This is a genomic window from Streptomyces sp. NPDC087270, assembly GCF_044744625.1.
In the GTDB taxonomy this organism is placed as follows: Bacteria; Actinomycetota; Actinomycetes; order Streptomycetales; family Streptomycetaceae; genus Actinacidiphila.
In genome coordinates this window covers 506,727-525,191 of sequence record NZ_JBIUYR010000003.1, presented here as the reverse complement: position 1 = coordinate 525,191, position 18,465 = coordinate 506,727, and the positions used below count along the sequence as shown (strand labels likewise).

Sequence of the window (18,465 nt, the reverse complement as noted above, 5' to 3'; positions counted from 1 at the left end):
GCGGAGGTTCAGCAGCTGCTCTTGTAGACGTACTTGGCGATCTCCGGGGTGGCCATGTTGGCCTTGGTGAGCACCACGTACGGGGTGGCGATGCTGGTGGTGGTCGCCTTGCCCTGGAGCGCGGCGAGGGCCTGGTCCACGGCGTCCTTGCCGATCTGCAGCGGCTCCTGGACCACGACGTCCTGGACCACGCCCTTGCTGACGTCGTCCATGATCGGGGCGGAGGTGTCGAAGCCGACCACCTTGACCCGGCCGGTGGCGCCCGCGCTCTGCACGCCGGTGGCCACGCCTTCGACCTCCTGGGTGCTGACCGCGAACACCCCGGCCAGGTCGGAGTTGGCGGCCCGTACGGCGCTGAACTTGGCGGTGGCGGTGGCGGGCTGGCTCTCGCTGTACTGCGGGTCCAGCACGGTGATGCCCGGGTGGTTCCTCATCTCCTCGACAAAGCCCTGCTGGCGGGCGTCGGTGGTGGAGATCCCGGGCTTGGCGCCCATCACCAGCACCTTGCCCTTGCCGCCGATCTCGGTGGCGAGGGTCTTGGCGGCGAGGACACCGCCCGCATGGTTGTCCGAGGCGATCTCGGACACCGCGAGCGAGTCGTCGGCCGCCTTGGAGTCGGCGAAGACCAGTTTGATGCCCTGGGCCTTGGCCTGGGTGAGTGCCGGGACCATGGCCTCGCCGGCCATCGGCGAGATCAGGATGGCGTCCGGGTGCTGAGCGATGACCGCGTTGAGCACCGGGGTCTGGCTCTCCGGGCTGTAGTCCTTCCCGCCCTGGGCGTCGAAGGACACGCCCTTGGCCTTGGCCTCGGCCTGGGCGCCGCAGGTCAGCGAGGTGAAGAAGGGATTGCCCGCCATGCCCTGGACGTAGACCATCTTGTAGTGCTTGCTGCCGCCCGAGCCTCCCGCGGCGGTGGAACCGGAGCCGGAGCAGCCGGCGGTGAGGGCGACGAGCGCGGTGAGGGACACGGCGAGTGCCGCGGATCTCTTGACAGGCATGGTGACGGGACCTTTCGGGCGGGTGGGTGGCGGAGCAGGGGAGCCTGGCGTCAGAAGCGTTCGAGGGCACTGCGCTTGAGCTGGTCCAGGTAGACCGCGAAGACCAGGACCAGGCCGATCACGACCTCCTGCCAGAAGGTCTGCACCCGGACGATCACGAAACCGTTCTGCAGTACCGCGGGGATGAACACGCCGATCACCGTGCCGAGGATGGACGCGGTGCCGCCGAAGAGGCTGGTTCCGCCCAGCACCACGGCGGTGACGGCCTGCAGGTTGTCGTTGGTGTGCCCGGCGATGTTGGCGCTGGCGTAGAGGGCCAGGTCCAGGAAGCCGGCCAGCCCGGCCAGGGTTCCGGCCAGCGCGTACACCGTGATCAGGTGCCGGGTGACGTCGATGCCCGATCGGCGCGAGGCCTCGCTGTTGGAGCCGATGAAGAGCGTGCGCAGTCCGAACCGGGTCCGGGTGAGCGTGATCCAGGCGCCGATCGTGACGGCCGCCGCGATCACCACGATCCACGGCACCACGCCGAACAGTCGCCCCAGGCCGATGGTGGTGAACAGCGCGGTGGGGACGCCGTTGAGGTCGGAGCCGTTGGTCACCAGCTCGGCGATGCCCAGCGCCACGCCCATCGAGCCCAGCGTGGCGATGAGCGGCGGCACCCTGAGCCGGGCCACCAGCAGGCCGTTGATCGTGCCCCACACCAGCCCGGCCAGCAGCGCGGCGGCCAGGCCCACCAGTACGGCGCCCGCGCCGCCGCCGCCGACCGCCTCCATCGCCTTGATCGAGACGACCCCGGCGAAGACCAGCACGGAGCCGACCGACAGGTCGATCCCGGCCGTGGCGATCACAAAGGTCGAGCCGACCGACACCACCAGCAGCACTGAGGCGACGGTCAGCATGGTGCGGATGTTGTACACCGTCAGGAAGGAGCCGGGGGCGGCGATCGAGAAGCCGACGACGAGCACGGCAAGGGTGACGGAGAGGTACAGCAGCGAGGAGCCGAGCAGCCGCTGCCGGAGCGTCCGCGCGAGCTGGTCACCGTCTTCGCCGTGCCGGCGTTCCCGGCCGGGGCCCGGCCGAAGACCGGCGGGAAACAGTGCGCTCATCGGGTCGCCTCCGGGGCATCGTGTACGAGGAGTCCGGTCATGGCGGCCACCAGGTCCTCCGCAGTGGCCTCGCCGGTGCGGAAGCGGGCGACCCTGGCACCCAGCCTGAGCACCTCGATCCGGTCCGAGACCTCCAGCACCTGCGGCATGCTGTGGCTGATCAGCACGACCGACACCCCGGCGTCGCGGACCCGCCGGATCAGGTCCAGGACCCGTCGGGTCTGCACCACTCCGAGCGCGGCGGTCGGCTCATCCATGAAGACCACGCGCTTGGCCCAGGTGACCGCCCGGCAGATGGCGACGGACTGCCGCTGGCCGCCGGAGAGCGTGGCGACCGGCGAGTCCACATCGTTCAGCTTCTGTCCCAGCGAGGCCAGTTCCTCCACGCAGCGGCGGCGCATCGCGGACTTGTCGAGGAACCCCATGCGGCCCAGGAACCCGGCCCGCAGCGGCTCGCGACCCATGTGGAGGTTGGCCGCCGACCCCAGCCCACCGGCCAGCGCCAGATCCTGGTACACCGTCTCGATGCCGGCGGCCTGGGCATCCTGCGGGGAGGCCAGGCGCACCGGCTCGCCGTCGATCCGCACCTCGCCGCTGTCCGGCAGGAGCGCGCCGGACATCGCCTTGACCAGGGTGCTCTTGCCCGCTCCGTTGTCCCCGATGAGCGAGACGATCTCGCCCCGGTAGACGCTGAAGTCGGCGCCGCGCAGCGCCTCGGCCCGGCCGAAGCGCTTGCGTACGGCGCGGGCTTCGAGCAGGGGTACAGGTGGAACCAGGGGTGGGGAAGGCATGGCGAAGAGTCCCTTCGGCGGGTGTGCGGGTGTGCGGGCGTGTGGGCAGCGGGCAGCGACAAACGGCGTGCAGCGAGAATCGGCGTGCAGCGGCGTACGGCGATCAGCTGCACGCGGGCAGTGAGATGCGCGGGGTCTGCGGAACAGGTACGTCCGGGAGCGGGTCGGCTCAGTGGGGGGACAACATGGCGTCCTCGATGCCGGCCACATGTGCGGCGGCGCGGATTCTTGCCCGGTAGGTGTCCCCGGCGGCGAGGGCCTCGTAGATGGCCCGGTGCTCGCTGAGGGTGAGATGGAGGTCGGATCGATCGGTCACGCCGCACCATGCGTGCGGACGCAGCGTCTTGCCGGAGATGGTCTCCACGATGGTGGCCAGTACCGGATTGCGCGAAGCCCTGGCGATGACGCGGTGGAACGCCTGTCCGTTCTCCGCCGTGAGCCGACGGTCCGGGTCCGGGTCCTGACCGCTCACCAACTTCTCGCCCTGGTCCAGCAGTCGGTCCAGTTCGGCGAGCTCGTCGGAACTGATGCTCAGAGCGGCCTTGGCCGCGGCTTCCGGCTCCAGCAGACGACGGACTTCCAGGAAGTGCCGGACCGTGCTGTCGTGGTGCAGATCCACGACCATGTGCATGGTTCCGAGCAGCAACTCCGGGTCGAGGCTGGTGACGTAGGTGCCGTCGCCGCGACGGGTGTGCAGGACTCGCATCAGGGTGAGCGCCCGGACCGCCTCCCGCAGTGAGTTGCGTGACAGCCCGAGCCGTGCGGCCAGTTCCTTCTCCGCCGGGAGCTTGTCTCCCGGCGCGAGTTCACCCGTGATGATCATCTGGCGGATACCGTCCACCGCATCGTCGGTGAGCGCCACGTACCTCCCTCCCTCGCGCATTAACCCGATGTTTCCTTGAATTGACGGAACCATATGAGCGTGCCGCGTCCCTGTCAATAACCCGATGTTTCCCGCTTCCGGGACGCTGCGCCTCGACGCGTTCCTCTGGCAACAGGCGTGTGCCGGCTGGCCTATGGCCCCACCGGCCACCGGCCGACCAGGGGAGGAGGCCTACGGCTCGGGCGGCCGGCCGATGGAGTCGGCGGACTCCGTCCGAGGGCTTGGCCGAGCAAGTCATCCGACTTATGATCGCAACCGCGACGCTTCGGCTTCGCCGTCCCCATCGGGTCCTACCAAGGACGCGACCGACAACTGACAACCGACAACCGACAACCGCAACCGATGACCGCACGACGGGCGCGCCTGGTGCGTCGGATGTCCCGCGGCGGCCTTGCCCTACGGGAGATCCGGATCGGGCGTGGTGCGAGTCGGTCCGGCGACCTCAGCCATCTGCACGGCGCGGCTCGGCGGGCTGCTGAACACGGCAACCGGACGGCGGCCGGCCGACCTTGGGGCGAGAGCACTGGCCGCAGCCTTTGGCCCGAGGTGGCCAGGGCGGCCGGCTCGAACGCGGTGTACCTCAGGGCCAGGTGTGTTGATCGCGGACCGCGTACCTGCCCAGCCCGTTCTCCACCAGCGCGAAGACCTCCTGCGCCAGGGCGACCACGGTCGGGTAGATGTCGTCGACGTTGGAGCCGCCCGGCCGGACGAACGCCCGTCCGCGTCAGGGCGTCGCGTCGGCCCCGGGGCTGACCACGGAACGGCGTGCCCTGTTCCCGTGGCTGTCGCTCAGGTGCGTGGTCCGGCGCCGTGGAGCAGGGTGTCGATGATGCGGGCGGCCAGCGTGTCGGTGTCGGTGTCGGAGTCCTCGGGGCTCCCGTGCAGGGACTCCCCGAGCAGTGCGTAGTAGACCCGTCGTAGCCAGTGGAGGTCGGCCGTCTCGTCGATGAGCCCGTCCGTCCGGGCCCGTTCCAGCACGGTGAGGCAGCGCCGGGCGATGTCCTGGTGGAGGACGGCGGCTTCGCTGCCGGGCTCGGACGGCAGTCCCAGCGCGAACGCCCAGGCGCTCTTCACGTCGAGCACGTTGGCCGTGATCCGGTGCAGCGCCACCAGGGGAGGGGCCGTGTCGGGTCGGCCGTCCTCCACGGCTTGGGCGAGCTGGCGGGCGGCGGACGAAGCCAGCGCGTCGATCAGCGTCTGACGGTGGGCGAACCGCCGGTGGACCGTTGCCCTGGCCACCCCGGCCGCGGCCGCGATCTGCTCCATCGTCGCGCCCGGATCGGCGGAGAGCACGCGTTCGGCCGCCTCCAGGATCGCGCGCACGCTGCGCTCCGCGTCCGCCCGCAACGGCCGTGCCGTCGACTCGCTCATGGTGCCTCCCACGTGGCCGCTTGGTCCGGTAAACGATACATCGCTGAGTCAGCTCCAGCTTATCTGAGACAACTCTGTTGCAGATACTCGGGAAATGGGTATTCTTCCGTCTCAGTTACTCGCCACACGCCACTCGCCACTCGTTGCTCGTTGCTCGTCAAGCGAAGGAGTTCCCGTGCACAGCGCAGCGCTCGTCACCGGCGCCTCATCCGGACTCGGCGCGGAGTTCGCCGTACAGCTCGCCGCCCGCGGACACGATCTGGTCCTGGTCGCTCGGTCCGAGGACAGGCTCACCGCCCTCGCCGAGAATCTGATCGCGGAGCACGGCGTCCGCGTCCACGTCCTGGTCCAGGACCTCGCCGCACCCGACGCGGCCCAGCGCGTCGCCGACCGGCTCGCCGCCCGCGGTCTGGCGGTCGACCTGCTGGTCAACAACGCCGGCTTCGGCACGTGCGGCCACTTCGAGGACATCGCCACCGCCCGTGACCACGACCAGCTGATGGTCAACGTCGTCGCACTGGTCGACCTCACCCACCGGCTGCTTCCCGGCATGCTGGCGCGCGGCACGGGCGCGGTCGTGAACGTCGCCTCCACCGCGGCCTTCCAGCCCTCCCCGTACTTCGCCGTCTACAGCGCGTCCAAGACCTTCGTGCTGAACTTCGGACTCGCCCTGCGCCAGGAGTACCGCGGCCGCGGCATCCGCGTGCTCACCCTCTGCCCCGGCCCGGTCGACACCCCGTTCTTCGACGCCATCGGCACCCGTGAGGCAGCCGTCAACGGCTCGATGACCACGCCGGAGCCGGTCGTCCGCGCCGCTCTTCGCGCCCTCGACCGGGACCGCGGCTACGTCACCCCCGGGCTCGCCAACGCCCTGTCCGCCCATCTCCTGCCGCGCCGCCCGCGCACCCTGGTCACCGCCCTCGCCGAACGCGTCACCCGCAAGGTCCTCAGTTCCTCGCGCACCGTCCCGCAGCCCAAGGAGTACGCGGCATGAGCTCCTCCACGGTCCCGGCGACGGGCGCCGCCGCCGCGATGCTGCTCGTCGGCACGTCGACGGCGGTGTCCGCGACCATCGCCGGCTACCCCGTCCTCAGCGGCCAGGCCCTGCGCTACGGCCTCGCCGCGGCGATCCTTCTCGCCGTCGTGCGCCGCCGGCGCCTGCCCCGGGCCGGGCTGACACCCCGTGACTTCCTGCTCCTCGCCGCGCTGGCCGCCACCGGCCTGGTGGGCTTCAACATCTTCCTGGTGGAGGCGACCCGGTACGCGAGCCCCGCCATGATCGGCACCGTGATCGGGATGATCCCGGTGGTCCTCGCCCTTGTCGGGCCACTGACCCAACGCCGCCGCCCCGCCGCCCGGACCATCGGCGCCGCAGCCGTCGTGACCGTGGGCGCCGCCGTTGCCGCCGGGTTCGGCGGCGGCAGTCCGCGCGGTGTGCTGCTGTCACTGGGAGCACTCGCCGGCGAGGTCGCCTTCTCCCTGATCGCCCTCCCCCTGCTGCCCAAACTCGGCCCCCTGAGGGTCGCCGCCTACCCCGCGGCCATGTCCGTGCCCGTACTCCTGGCCGCGAGCGTCGCCATCGACGGCGCGAGCGCCCTGCGGTTGCCCACCCCCACCGAAGCGGCAGCGTTCGGCTACCTCGGCGCCCTCGTCACGGCAACCGCCTTCTTCCTGTGGTACGACGCGCTGCGCCGGCTGGGCGCGGATCGTGCGGGACTCTTCGCCGGCCTCGTCCCGATGGGCGCGCTGCTCACCACCGCCGTGCTCGGGCGCGGCGTGGTGGGCCCGGCGGATGTCGCAGGCGCCTTGGTCGTCGCCGCCGGCGTCGTCATCGGGCTGCGCCGACCGCCCAGGGCGAACGGCGCGAGCCGGGACGGCCGCCTGGACCGGAACCCCGAACGCGCCAACGGGCTGCGGGAACTGACGGCGAACTCGTGAACGGGCACCCCGTTGCGGCGTTCGCGGCGGGTGGCGCTGACCGGTCGGTGCCCTCGCGTGCGTCCCTGTGCGACGCCGACCGGCCAGCGGCCCGCACACCGTTCCGGCGAGCCGGCCGTGCGTGCGATCCCAAGGCCGCAGACGGCTATCGCCGACGACCGGGCCCCTTGGCCCGCCGATCGGCGGCCCTTGCCGACGGTGGTCGGAGCAGGGCGGCCCTCCGGCGAGCGGGTAGCAGTGCCCGCCGGAGGGCGCCCGCCGGCCGCAGCGCCGGGCGGCGAGGCTCAGCGCTGCCTCACGTCGGGTCGGACCTCCAGGACTGATCGCGTACCTGGAGGCGGACCGGCGCTTCCACCTCGGGCTGCTGGGCCTTGCCGGCAACGCCCACCTCGTCCAGATGGTGGGCGACCTCCGCAAGCGCTCGCGGCTGTACGGACTCACCGCGCCGGCCGCGAGGGGCCGCCTGGTGGAGTCCGCCGAGGAGCACCCCGAACTGCTCGACCTCATGATCGCCGGGGACGTCGAGGGCGCGCAGGCGTGCATGCGGCGCCACCTCGGCAACGTCCGCTCCCTGTGGGCCGACACCCCGGAAGGGGCCCCGTCCGCCGGGCCGGATCGCAGCGCACGCTGGCGGCGCACCTGGTGGACTGGGGACTGCTCGGCAACCGGTCGGTGGAGGAGGTCTTCACGCTCGGCCTGCACCGGCGCTGGACGCTGGCCGGCACCGGCCACATGCTCGGCCTGGACGTGCACGACTGCGCGCTGGCCCCCACCGAGGCGTACGTGGACGGCACGCTGGCGCCGGGGATGGTGCTCACGGTGGAGCCCGGCCGGTACTTCCAGCCCGACGAACTGACGGTGCCTCAGGAGTACCGGGGGACAGGCGCGCGGATCGAGGACGACATCCTGGTCACCGCGGACGGCAAACGAGAACATGTCGGCGGGCCTGCCGCGGTCCGCCGACGAGGTGGAGGCGTGGATGGCCGGCCTGCGCGGCTGACACGGGTGTGCGGCCGCCGCGGCGGCCCCACACCCGGCTTCCCGGACCGAGCGGGACTCAGCGTGCGGCGGTCACCCACGCTTCGACGTCGTCCGCCGCCCGCGGCAGCGCGGAGGACAGGCACTCGGCGCCGTCCGCGGTGATGAGGAAGTCGTCTTCGATGCGCATCCCGATGCCGCGCAGGTGTGCCGGGACCGTCAGGTCGTCGGGCTGGAAGTACAGGCCGGGCTCGACGGTGAGGACATGGCCCGGCTCCAGGACGCCGTCCAGGTAGGCGTTGCGGCGGGCGTCGGCGCAGTCGTGGCAGTCCAGGCCGAGCATGTGCCCGGAGCCGCAGACGGTGTAGCGGCCGTAGAGGGAGGAGTCGTGCGGGCCGGCGCCGCCCGGACGCAGGCCCCATGCGTCCAGGCCCTCGGTGACGACGCGCGCCGCGGCGTCGTGGAAGTCCCCGAACCGCGCGCCGGGCCGCAGCGCGGCGATGCCCGCGGACTGCGCCGCGTACACCAGGTCGTAGACCTGCCGCTGGGCGTCGGTGAAGCGCCCGCCGACCGGCAGGGTGCGGGTCACGTCGCCGGTGTAGCAGGTGTCGGCCTCCACGCCGGCGTCCAGCAGGAGCAGTTCGCCGTCGCGTACGGGACCGTCGTTGCGCATCCAGTGCAGGACGCACGCGTGCGCGCCGGCCGCCGCGATGGTCTCGAAGCCGAGGCCGTAACCCTCCAGCCGGGCCCGCCGGTTGAAGGTCCCCTCGATCCAGCGCTCGCCGCGCGGCAGCCGCATGGCGGTGGGCAGTTCGCCCGCCACGTCCTGGAACGCGGCCACCGTGTGCCCCACGGCCGTGCGCATCTGCTCGACCTCCCACGCGTCCTTGACCAGCCGCGACTCCGACAGGTAGGCGAGGAGTCCGGCCTCGGCCTCGGCGGCCGGCGGCGCCGCCGCGTCGACCACCGGGTCCAGGCCGCGTACCACCCGGGTCGGCACGCGCGGGGTGAGGGCACGCGCGAGGTCGTCGCGGGGGAGGGCCGTGAGGCCGAGGGCGTCGGAGGTCTCCGCCAGGGTGCGGCGCCGGCCGACCCAGAACTCGCCGTACCTGCGGTCGCGGTAGAACTCGGTGCCGTACGGCCCGCCGTCACGCGGCGAGCGCGGCCGGGCGAAGACGGTGGCCTCGTGACCCGTGCCCGTCGGTTCGAGGACGAGGACGCTGTCCGGGACGGCGGTGGCGCCCTGCTCGGCGGTCAGGTGGAGGTAGGCGGAGTGCGGCCGGAAGGTGTAGTCGAAGTCGTTGCTGCGGACCTTCAGGCCGCCGGCCGGGACCACGATCCGCTCGCCGGGGAAACGCGCGGACAGCCGCGCGCGACGGTCGGCCGCGTACGCCGCGCCGGGCAGGACCGTGACCGCGGGGACCTCCTTCGCCCACCCTTGCGTGAAGCACTCCGCCAATGTCGGCGGTACCGCGCGGTCGTGGCTCGCGCCCTCGCGCGGCCGCATGTCGTCTCGCCCCACCGTCTGCTCCGTCCGTCGGGAACCCCTGATGAGGGCGACGGTACCATTTCACATGGTATAGAAACAGAGGGATGTCACTCCGCCCGTGCTCCCGGCCGGGATGCCCCCGCCTGCCGGTACGCCGCGACGGCGACCACCAGGTCCTGCCACCCCATCCCGCAGGTCTTGACCACGGTCGGACGGCCGCCGGGCGGAGCCGCTCGCGAGCGGAGCAGGTCGGCCATCGTGACCAGCGCGTCCGGGTCGAGCGCGCCCTCCGCGACCGCCTGGATCACGTCGCCGGCCTCGCGCAGCGCGCTCGCCCGGCTGTCGACGACGACCGTGGCGCGTGCCATGAGCGTGCCGTCGAGTTCGCGCACCGACGGCTCGTGGGAGCCGACGGCCAGCACGAGCGCCGCGTCGCGGACGAGACGGCCGTCGAGGACCGGCGTGCGGGCCGAGGTCGCGGTGACGATGACATCCGCGGCGCGGACATGATCGGCCACGGCCGCGTCGTCCGCGGTCGGATGGCGGTCCGCCCAGGCCAAAGGCGTGCCGCCGCGCCGGGTGACCGCCGTGACGTCGGCGACCGGTACGTGCGCCCGGATCGTCCGCACGTGCCACTCGGCCTGCGGCCCCGCGCCGAAGACCACGAGCCGCAGCCCCTCCGCGGCGCTCCCGGCGAGCTCGCGCAGCCGGTCGATGCCGCCGGCGACCGAGACCGCCGGGGTGCGCAGCGTCGTCAGCGCGACGCCGTCGAGGATCGCGGCGGGCCGCAGGGTCCGGCTGTCGTGCAGCAGGTAGGTCGCGTTGATGCGGTCCAGGCCGAGGGCGGCGTTGCCCGGGGCGACGGTCGCGACCTTCACCCCGAACCAGCCGTCGGCCTCCGACGGCATGAACAGCCCCTGCCCGTGGGCCAGCGGCGCGATGGCCCGCGGGATGTCGCTCTCCGGGTCGAGGCCCGCGGCCAGCGCGTCGCGGATGGTCCGGACGGCGCCCACCGGGCCGAGCGCGAAGACCTGTTCGGCGTCGAGGAGTTCGGTCATCGCAGCACGAACCCGGGCAGCAGGGTGTCGCGGGGGTCCACGGTGAACCGGCACGTGCCGACCGCGTGCGCGGTACCCGTCACCGCCGTGACGACCGCCGGGATTCCGTGGGCCGAGGTCTGCTCGGTGATCCGGGCGTGGAACACCGAGCCCACCACGGACTCGTGCCGCAACTCGTCGCCCGGGCGCAGCTGTCCGGTGCTCGCGAGCACCGCGACCCTCGCCGACGTGCCGGAACCGCACGGGGAACGGTCGACCTGGCCGTCCGCGAACACCGTGATGTTGCGCTGCCGTACCAGCCGGCTGCCGTCGGCGCGCTCCTCGGTGGGCCCGGTCTCCTCGGTGAGGATCGTCCCGTAGATCCCGGATCGCCGGGGATCGAGGGGGTGTTCGGCGGCGCCGGCGGCGTTCAGCGCGTCGCGGATCTCCCGTCCGACGGCGATGAGTTCGGTGACGTCCCGCGGCTGGACGCGCAGGCCGGCGGACTCGGCCGGCAGCACGGCGTACATCGCGCCGCCGTCGGCGATGTCGACGGTGACCTTCCCGCGGGAGGTCGGCACCTCGACGCCGTGCGCGTGGACGTACGCGGGCACGTTGGTGAACGTGGCGTCCTGGACCCGGCCTTCGGCGGTCCTGACGCTCGCCGTGACCCGCCCGGAGGGGACGTCGATCACGACGTCGGTCGTGCCGTCGGCGGGTGCCGGGACCCGGCCGGAGGCGACCGCCCACGAGCCCAGCGCGATCGTGCCGTGCCCGCACGCGGTGGAGAACCCGTCGTTGTGCCAGAAGAGGACACCCAGGTGGGCGCCGTCGTCGTCGGGCGGAACGAGGAACCCGCCGTACATGTCGGCGTGGCCGCGCGGCTCGCGGCACAGCAGCGCCCGCAGCCACTGCGCCTCCTCGCTCGCCGTCGCGACGACCCGGCGCTCGGCGACGGTCAGCCCGTGGCCGGTCACCGCTTCCGGGCTGTCCTCGACGATCCGGAACGGTTCGCCGCCGGTGTGCCAGTCGATCGTCTCGATCGGCCGCGTCCTCGTCATCCGCCACTCACTCCTGTCAGGCATCGCCGACCGGTGCGCCCGGTGTCCTCGCGCGCCGGCCGGTGCGCGCGCCGGTGTTATGGGTCGGCCGGGGACAGTGCTGGGTCCGCGAGCATTGCCCATGGCTTCACCCCAGTGCAATGTTACATACCGCTGCCGGCCACATCGGGCAGCGTTCCCTCAGTTCCCCCCACTGGAGATGCGATGCACTGTCGTTCACTACTGCCCAGAATCCTGGCCGCCGGTCTGGCGGCCGGAGGGCTCGTCACCGGCCTGATGACCACTCAGGCCGCGGCGGTGGCACCCGGCGCCGCCCGGGCCGCCGCGGCGTCGTCCAGCACCACCGGCAGGCATGCACCCTCGTCGGGCGTGTCGCCGACCGTCGCGGCCGTGCAGGCCGCCAGGCAGCACGGAAAAGCCACGCCGACCGGGCCCGAGACCGGTCGGTCCCAAGCCACCGTCACCCGCGCCAAGCCGGTGCCCGCGAAACTGCGCGGGGAGCCGGTCGCCCTGGGCTCGGCGAAGCCGTCCAAGCCGCGCCTGCCAGGACACGCGGCACGCAACGCGGCCGGTGCCGCGCGGCCCGCCGCCGTCACGTCGTGCACCACGTCGGACTTCTCGGGCCGCTCCGGAAGCGACCTGGTGTCGTACATCAAGACGGTGGACTGGGTCGCCTGCATCAACCCGCTGTTCAGCCTGACCGGCTCCGACGCGAAGGCGGTGTTCAACCAGAACCAGATGCTCGCGGTGGCGAACGGCGTCGCCGACGCGGCCTCCTCCTACACCGGTGACGACTCCGGCGGCCTGTTCGAGCTGATGTACTTCATGCAAGCCGGCTACTACGTGCAGTACGGAGACCCCGCGGACGTCGGTACGTACGACTCCTCGCTGCGCGGCGCCATCGAGAGCGGGTTCAACGCCCTGTTCGCCGACTCCCACGCGAACGACGTCAGCGCGGGCAACGGCAGCGTGCTGGCGGAGGCGTTCGTCCTCACCGACAGCGCGCAGGCGCAGGCCGACTACCTGGACGTCTACGCCCGGTACCTGAGCGCCTACGACAGCAGCACCTGGGACGCCGTGCCGGAGATGGACCAGGCGCTGAACGCGATCTACACCCCGCTGTGGCGCGGCCCGTGGATCACGGACTTCGTCACCGCGATCACCGCGAACCCGGGCATCGCCGACACCCTCTCCACCTTCACCCTCGCCCACCGCGACCTGCTCGGCGGGGACAACGACGTCCTCGACTCCAACGCGGGCAACGACCTGGCCAACTTCCTCCAGATACCCGCCCTGCAGAGCAAGGTCCGCCCGCTCGTCAAGGGACTGCTGGACGGTTCGTCCATCACCGGGGCCACCGACAACCTGTGGGTGCACGTCGCCTACCAGGCCAACCTCGACGACTCGGGCCAGTGCTCCTACTACGGGGTCTGCGACCTGACGCAGCAGCTCACCGCGGCCGCGCTGCCGATCGACAACTCCTGCAGCAACTTCACCATCATGGCGCAGGCGCTCACGGCGACCGAGCAGTCCGACGTCTGCACGAGCCTGTCGAACGAGGTCGCCTTCTACCAGAACCAGGTCAAGACCACCACGCCGATCCCCGGTGAGTACTTCGACGTGAAGATGGTCATCTTCGGCAGCAGGGCCGACTACACCACCTACTCGTGGGCGATCTTCGGCAACGACACCGACAACGGCGGCGAGACGCTGACCGGCACGCCGACCGACCCGAACAACGTCGCCTACTCCATCCTCTACCAGGAGCCGACCGACAACGGCTTCACCGCCAACGCCTGGAACCTCAACCACGAGTTCGCGCACATCCAGCAGTCCATCTACGACATGAAGGGCGACTTCGGCACCCAGACCACCGTCCCCGACGTGTGGTGGATCGAGGGCCAGGCGGAGTACGTCTCCTACACCTACCGCAACCTCACCGACGACGGCGCGCTGACCGAGGCGGCCAAGCACACCTACAAGCTCAGCCAGCTCTTCCAGAACACCTACGCCATCGACGACGAGACCCGCACCTACCCCTGGGGCTACCTGGCCGTCCGGTACATGACCGAGAAGCACCCGGACCAGATCCAGGACATGCTGGCCAAGATGCGCACCGGCGACTACCAGGGCGCCTACGCCGTCTACAACACCATCGGCACCAGCTACGACGCCGACTTCGACGCCTGGCTCACCACCCTGGCCGGCGGCGGCAACAGCGGCGGCGGCACGGCCACGGCCTGCACCGACACCAACACCCAGGCGATGGACCGGAACTGCTACCGCTCCGACCAGTCCCGGGTGGCCGGTGACACCGACTACTTCTGGGTCTACCTGCCGGCCGGCACCACCACCTTGAAGGTCACCACCAGCGGCGGCACCGGCAACGCCGACCTCTACTACGACCCGGCGAACTGGGCCGGCCCGTCCACCTTCACCGAGAAGTCCACCAACCCCGACAACACCGAGAGCATCACCGTCACCAACACCGACGCGGGCTACCGGTACCTCAGCCTCTACGCGGTGACGGACTTCAGCGGGGTCACCGTCACCACCTCCTACTGACGTCTTGACGTCTCCCTCACTGACGGTCCCTGGCTGAACCGTGGCCGCGGTCGACTCCGGTCGGCCGTGGCCGCGGCGCACGCCGCCCCCGCGCGGGCCACTCGGCGGCGGGTCGGGGGTGCGGGACCCGCGGGAAGGGAGCAACACCGACTACGGCGCGATCGTCGGCGGCACCGCGCTGTCCACCGTGCCGATGGTGATCCTCTTCCTCGTGCCGCGACGGCAGTTCATCGCCGGCCTGCCCGCCGGAGCCACCAAGGGCTGACCCCCCGCCCCCCGCCCCACCCCGACCTCCGGCGAACCGACGCGACTCACGGAAGGCAGTGCACGTTCCATGACCGAAGCACGGACCGAAGCACGGACCGAAGTACAGGAAGTCTGGGAGCCCTACGCCCGTTCGGGCCCGGCACACCCCCGGCTGGAGGCGATGCCCGCGAGCGGCGTCGACCTGCTCGTCGCCGGCAACGCCGGCGTCAGCGAACTGTCCGAAGGAGTCACGGAGGTGACGGTCGTTCCGGAGGGCTCCGAGGCGGGGCCGGTGCGCCTGGAGTGGCGGCTGCCCCGCGTGGACGCGACCGCCTTCTGGACCCCGTACGGCAACGGCGCGGGCGGCCGGCTGCCCGCCTCGTGGTCGGCACCGCAGCGCATCGACCTCTCCCGTGGCGCCCCGATCGCCGCTCTGGTCGGCACCGGCGACACCGGACTGTGCTGCTTCGCGGCCGACCGCACCGACGTGGAAGCCGGCGGCGGCGTCGTGGAGGAGACCGGGGAGTTCCGGTTCTGGGTGCGCGCGGACGGACCGCTGACCGTCCGCATCGACACCTCGCGCCGCCACTTCGGCACGTGTCTTCGGGAGTTGACCCGCTGGTGGGAGGAGTTGCTGCCCGACGAGGTGACCGTGCCCGACGCGGCCCGGCGTCCGGCCTACTCCACCTGGTACTCGATGCACCAGGAACTCTCCCCGCAGCGCCTGGAGGAGCGGGCGGCGCTCGCCGGGCCGCTCGGCAGGGAGGTCCCGATCGTCGACGACGGGTGGACGACCGCCGACCGCACCCGCGGTCACGGCCACTGCGGGGCCTGGGACCCGGTGTCGCTGCCCGGCACCGCCGCGCACGCCCGACGACCCGAGACGGTGAGTGACACGGTGACGGAAGTGCTGAGCATCGACCCTCGTACGGGGGAGTCCCGGGGGCCGGTCGCGGTGGAGGACACCGCGGCGGACGTGGACACCGCTGTGCGTGCCGCTCATGCGGCCCGAAAGGCGCTGGCCGACCACCGGACCCGGGCCCGACTCCTTCGAGCCGCGGCGGAGTTGCTGGAGAAGGACGGCGAGGCGATCACCGCGGCCGCCGAAGCCGAGACGGCGCTCGGCCGGGTCCGGATCACCGGCGAACTCGCCCGCACCTGCCACCAGTTGCGGGCCTTCGCCGAAGCCGTCGAGGACGGCGGCCACCTGGACGTGATCATCGACCACGCGGACCCCGAGGCGCGGCCCGCGCCCCGCCCGGACCTGCGCCGCTGCAAGGTGCCGCTCGGCGTGGTCGCGGTCTTCGCCGCGAGCAACTTCCCCCTGGCGTTCAGCGTTCCCGGCGGCGACACCGCGAGCGCGCTGGCCGCCGGCTGCCCCGTCGTCGTCAAGGCGCACCCCGACCACCCGCGGACCAGTGTCCTGTGCGCGCGGGCCCTGCGGGCAGCGGCGGCCGAAGTGGGGCTGCCGGAGGACGTGGTGTCCGTCGTCCACGGATTCGAGGCAGGTCCCGCCCTCGTCCGCCACCCGCTCACCGCGGCTGTCGGATTCACCGGCTCGGTGCGTGGCGGCCGGGCCCTGTTCGACATCGCTTGTGCCCGTCCCCGGCCGATTCCCTTTCACGGTGAACTCGGCAGCCTGAACCCCGTCGTGGTCACCCCGCGGGCCGCACGGACCCGGGCGGAGGAGATCGGCGCCGGGCTGGCCGCCTCGTACACCCAGGGCCTGGGCCAGTTCTGCGTCAAGCCGGGGCTGGTTCTCCTGCCGGCCGGTGCGGACGGCGACGCGGTGGTGCGGGCCGTCGTCTCGGCACGGGTGCCGTCCGGCCCCCTGCTCGACCCGCGTATGCGCGAGGCGTTCCTGGCCGGTGCCCGCGCCCGCGCCGCGCTGCCCGGCGTCGAGGAACTCCTGGCTCCGGGCGAGGATGGCACGGGGGACGCGCCCCTGTCCGTGCGCCCGGGCGTGCTGTCGGTGCCGGCGGCCCGGTTGACCGAGAGCGCCCCGCACTCCGAGCTTCTCGACGAGTGCTTCGGGCCCGTCACCGTGCTGGTCCGCTACCGCTCCGCCGCCGAACTGGCGGCCGTACTCGGCATGTTGGACGGCAACCTCACCGCGTCGGTACACCTCGCGGCCGACGAGCGCGACGAGGCGGCCACCGACCTGGTGTCACGGCTGACCGAACTGGCCGGGCGCGTCGTCGTCGACGGCTGGCCCACCGGGGTGGCGGTCGCCCCGGCCATGCACCACGGCGGCCCCTACCCGGCCTCGACGAGCAACTCGACGTCGGTGGGCGCCACCGCGACGGAACGCTGGCTTCGCCCGGTCTGCTTCCAGAACACGCCGGACGAACTGCTGCCCCCGGAGCTGCGCGATGGCAACCCGCTGGGCGTGGCGCGCAGAGTGAACGGCGTGAACGTGGCCTCCCCGGCGGAGAGTTGAACCTCCTGATCCCACCCGAAGCACGTCAACGACACTCCCGCGGCAGGCACGCCCAAGGCGAGCGCTCCTGCGATCGGGCCGCAGCCCGCCGACCGTCCGTGCGGGAAGCCGCCCGGCCCGGCGACAGGTGCCCGCAGACGGACGGCGGGCCCGGGCAGCCCGCCTCCACGGACGAGGATTGCCTGTTCGCCAACGTCACGACACCGCGCGAGGTGGCGCCGGGTGCCAGACTGCCCGTCATGGTGTGGTGGCACGGCGGCGGCTACACACACGGCGCCGGCAGCGACTACAACGCCGACCGGCTGGCGGCCCAGGGCAACGTCATCGTGGTGACCCTCAACTACCGGCTGGGCGTCTTCGGCTACTTCGGCCTGCCCGGCCTGCCCGGATCGGGGAACTTCGGACTGGAAGACCAGATCGCCGGCACCCAGCGGGCCAAGGACAACGCAAAGGCGTTCGGCAGCGACCCGGACAACGTCACCGTCTTCGGCGAGTCGTCGGGCGGCATGTCGGCGTGCGCGCTGCTGACCTCCCCACAGGCGCGCGGCCTGGTCGACAAGGTGAGCATCGCGTCCGGGTCCTGCCTCCTCGACTGGCCGACCGGCGTGCTGTACCCGGGCGCACCGCAGCAGACGCCGTACACCTCGGCGCGGCAGGACCGGGAGGACGGCCTCGCGGCGGCTCGGAGCAACGGGTGCCCGACCGGCGAACTGTCCTGCATGCGGAGAAAAGCGGCCGCCGACCTGCTGCCCCTCAACGAGGACTTCACCAACCACCTGGCCTACGGCACCCCCCTGCTCCCGCTGAACCCGGCGACAGCCCTGCGGAAGGGGAAGTTCCTCCACGTGCCGGTGATCTCCGGCGGAAACCGCGACGAGGCACGCGCGTACGTGGGTGGAGCGATGCTGGCCGGAGTGCCGCCGATCACCGCCAAGAGCTACCCGGCCATGCTCCGCACGACCTTCGGGGCCGACGCGGACCGGGTCGCGGCCAGGTATCCGCTGTCCCGGTACGCGTCGTCGCCGCTGGCGTGGTCCACGCTCACCACCGACGCGTCGTGGGCCTGCCAGACGGCGACCGCCGACCGCTACCTGGCCGCACACACCACGGTGTACCCGTACGAGTTCGCCGATCCCGACGCCCCCAACGTGAACGGGTTCGACATTCCCGGGCCGCCCATGGGGGCCGCCCGCACCGGCGACCCCAACGACGCCGGAGCGCCGCAATGGGCAGCCGGGACAGTCCGGGGCACCAGTCAGATGCAGTTCGTGCCGGACCGGACCCGGCAGGCGAACGTGGCCGCGCAACACCAGTGCCCGTTCTGGGCGACCGTCCGATGATTCCTCGTCCGCCCGCCGTCGGATCGGCCGCCGTGTTCAGTACGGACGGTCGTTGAGCCGGGAGACCCCGGAGGGCAGCCGACGGGGCCGCGACGCCGGTGGGCGGGCCGGGGCAGGTCCACGGGTTCGGGATCTGCGGGTGGCGGTGTCGGGCGACGATGCCGAGCCGGTCAGCCGGTCCGGATCGTACGGGCGGTCAGGCTCGCCCTCCAACCCTGGAGG

General features: G+C 72.2%; 14 protein-coding genes and 2 pseudogenes. 8 read left to right on the top strand and 8 right to left on the bottom strand.

The features are described 5' to 3' along the window. Positions 1 to 8 precede the first annotated feature (8 nt). The 5 genes from ACIPAE_RS09075 to ACIPAE_RS09055 form a co-directional block, all read right to left on the bottom strand. Positions 9 to 998, bottom strand: coding sequence for an ABC transporter substrate-binding protein (locus ACIPAE_RS09075; RefSeq protein WP_402443921.1), 990 nt, complete (start codon positions 996 to 998; stop codon positions 9 to 11). A 50-nt stretch (positions 999 to 1,048) separates the two neighbouring features. After that, on the bottom strand, positions 1,049 to 2,104 hold the full coding sequence (locus ACIPAE_RS09070; RefSeq protein ID WP_329372819.1) for an ABC transporter permease: 1,056 nt from the start codon (positions 2,102 to 2,104) through the stop codon (positions 1,049 to 1,051). Continuing rightward, positions 2,101 to 2,895 carry an ATP-binding cassette domain-containing protein gene (locus ACIPAE_RS09065; protein WP_328460211.1) on the bottom strand — a complete coding sequence of 265 codons (795 nt, stop codon included), beginning with the start codon at positions 2,893 to 2,895 and terminating at the stop codon, positions 2,101 to 2,103. Before ACIPAE_RS09065 ends, ACIPAE_RS09070 begins: the two co-directional genes overlap by 4 nt. Positions 2,896 to 3,064: 169 nt before the next feature. After that, positions 3,065 to 3,757 (bottom strand): FadR/GntR family transcriptional regulator, encoded by a 693-nt coding sequence (locus ACIPAE_RS09060; RefSeq protein WP_329372822.1) that lies wholly within the window; start codon positions 3,755 to 3,757, stop codon positions 3,065 to 3,067. A gap of 810 nt (positions 3,758 to 4,567) precedes the next feature. Further along, positions 4,568 to 5,149 (bottom strand): TetR/AcrR family transcriptional regulator, encoded by a 582-nt coding sequence (locus ACIPAE_RS09055; RefSeq protein ID WP_402443918.1) that lies wholly within the window; start codon positions 5,147 to 5,149, stop codon positions 4,568 to 4,570. Between the two features lie 175 nt (positions 5,150 to 5,324). On the opposite strand from ACIPAE_RS09055, the gene ACIPAE_RS09050 reads away from it, so the two are divergent. The 4 genes and pseudogenes from ACIPAE_RS09050 to ACIPAE_RS09035 form a co-directional block, all read left to right on the top strand. Then, entirely contained in the window at positions 5,325 to 6,143 is an 819-nt protein-coding gene (locus ACIPAE_RS09050; RefSeq protein ID WP_402443916.1) for an SDR family NAD(P)-dependent oxidoreductase, read from the top strand. Further along, entirely contained in the window at positions 6,140 to 7,087 is a 948-nt protein-coding gene (locus ACIPAE_RS09045) for a DMT family transporter (protein ID WP_402443914.1), read from the top strand. The genes ACIPAE_RS09050 and ACIPAE_RS09045 overlap by 4 nt, the downstream gene beginning before the upstream one ends. A 319-nt stretch (positions 7,088 to 7,406) precedes the next feature. Beyond that, positions 7,407 to 7,691: pseudogene (locus tag ACIPAE_RS09040) on the top strand (FCD domain-containing protein); the annotation flags it as partial. Between the two features lie 11 nt (positions 7,692 to 7,702). Continuing rightward, positions 7,703 to 8,087, top strand: a pseudogene (locus ACIPAE_RS09035) (M24 family metallopeptidase); the annotation flags it as partial. Between the two features lie 57 nt (positions 8,088 to 8,144). Here ACIPAE_RS09035 and ACIPAE_RS09030 read toward each other — a convergent pair. The 3 genes from ACIPAE_RS09030 to ACIPAE_RS09020 form a co-directional block, all read right to left on the bottom strand. After that, positions 8,145 to 9,572 carry an aminopeptidase P family protein gene (locus ACIPAE_RS09030; protein WP_402443974.1) on the bottom strand — a complete coding sequence of 476 codons (1,428 nt, stop codon included), beginning with the start codon at positions 9,570 to 9,572 and terminating at the stop codon, positions 8,145 to 8,147. An 89-nt stretch (positions 9,573 to 9,661) separates the two neighbouring features. Then, a complete protein-coding gene (locus ACIPAE_RS09025; RefSeq protein ID WP_402443912.1) occupies positions 9,662 to 10,612 on the bottom strand; it encodes an ornithine cyclodeaminase family protein in 951 nt (316 codons plus the stop codon). Further along, entirely contained in the window at positions 10,609 to 11,652 is a 1,044-nt protein-coding gene (locus ACIPAE_RS09020) for a proline racemase family protein (protein WP_402443910.1), read from the bottom strand. The genes ACIPAE_RS09025 and ACIPAE_RS09020 overlap by 4 nt, the downstream gene beginning before the upstream one ends. A gap of 204 nt (positions 11,653 to 11,856) precedes the next feature. Between ACIPAE_RS09020 and ACIPAE_RS09015 the strand changes: the two genes are divergently transcribed. The 4 genes from ACIPAE_RS09015 to ACIPAE_RS09000 all read left to right on the top strand — a co-directional run bounded on the left by ACIPAE_RS09015 (position 11,857) and on the right by ACIPAE_RS09000 (position 18,243). After that, positions 11,857 to 14,217, top strand: coding sequence for a M9 family metallopeptidase (locus ACIPAE_RS09015; protein WP_402443909.1), 2,361 nt, complete (start codon positions 11,857 to 11,859; stop codon positions 14,215 to 14,217). Positions 14,218 to 14,257: 40 nt separating this feature from the next. Next, a complete protein-coding gene (locus tag ACIPAE_RS09010; protein WP_402443907.1) occupies positions 14,258 to 14,482 on the top strand; it encodes a hypothetical protein in 225 nt (74 codons plus the stop codon). Positions 14,483 to 15,370: 888 nt separating this feature from the next. Then, the gene (locus tag ACIPAE_RS09005) at positions 15,371 to 16,903 is read left to right on the top strand and encodes an aldehyde dehydrogenase (NADP(+)) (RefSeq protein ID WP_402443972.1); all 1,533 of its coding nucleotides are present in this window, start codon (positions 15,371 to 15,373) and stop codon (positions 16,901 to 16,903) included. A gap of 98 nt (positions 16,904 to 17,001) precedes the next feature. Then, positions 17,002 to 18,243 carry a carboxylesterase family protein gene (locus tag ACIPAE_RS09000; protein ID WP_402443905.1) on the top strand — a complete coding sequence of 414 codons (1,242 nt, stop codon included), beginning with the start codon at positions 17,002 to 17,004 and terminating at the stop codon, positions 18,241 to 18,243. Positions 18,244 to 18,465 lie beyond the last annotated feature (222 nt).

Bases quoted from the DNA above. Each gene is read 5' to 3' on its own strand.
- ACIPAE_RS09070 (WP_329372819.1), bottom strand. From the start codon at position 2,104: ATGAGCGCACTGTTTCCCGCCGGTCTTCGGCCGGGCCCCGGCCGGGAA.
- ACIPAE_RS09015 (WP_402443909.1), top strand. From the start codon at position 11,857: ATGCACTGTCGTTCACTACTGCCCAGAATCCTGGCCGCCGGTCTGGCG.
- ACIPAE_RS09075 (WP_402443921.1), bottom strand. From the start codon at position 998: ATGCCTGTCAAGAGATCCGCGGCACTCGCCGTGTCCCTCACCGCGCTC.
- ACIPAE_RS09055 (WP_402443918.1), bottom strand. From the start codon at position 5,149: ATGAGCGAGTCGACGGCACGGCCGTTGCGGGCGGACGCGGAGCGCAGC.
- ACIPAE_RS09020 (WP_402443910.1), bottom strand. From the start codon at position 11,652: ATGACGAGGACGCGGCCGATCGAGACGATCGACTGGCACACCGGCGGC.
- ACIPAE_RS09045 (WP_402443914.1), top strand. From the start codon at position 6,140: ATGAGCTCCTCCACGGTCCCGGCGACGGGCGCCGCCGCCGCGATGCTG.
- ACIPAE_RS09025 (WP_402443912.1), bottom strand. From the start codon at position 10,612: ATGACCGAACTCCTCGACGCCGAACAGGTCTTCGCGCTCGGCCCGGTG.
- ACIPAE_RS09030 (WP_402443974.1), bottom strand. From the start codon at position 9,572: ATGCGGCCGCGCGAGGGCGCGAGCCACGACCGCGCGGTACCGCCGACA.
- ACIPAE_RS09065 (WP_328460211.1), bottom strand. From the start codon at position 2,895: ATGCCTTCCCCACCCCTGGTTCCACCTGTACCCCTGCTCGAAGCCCGC.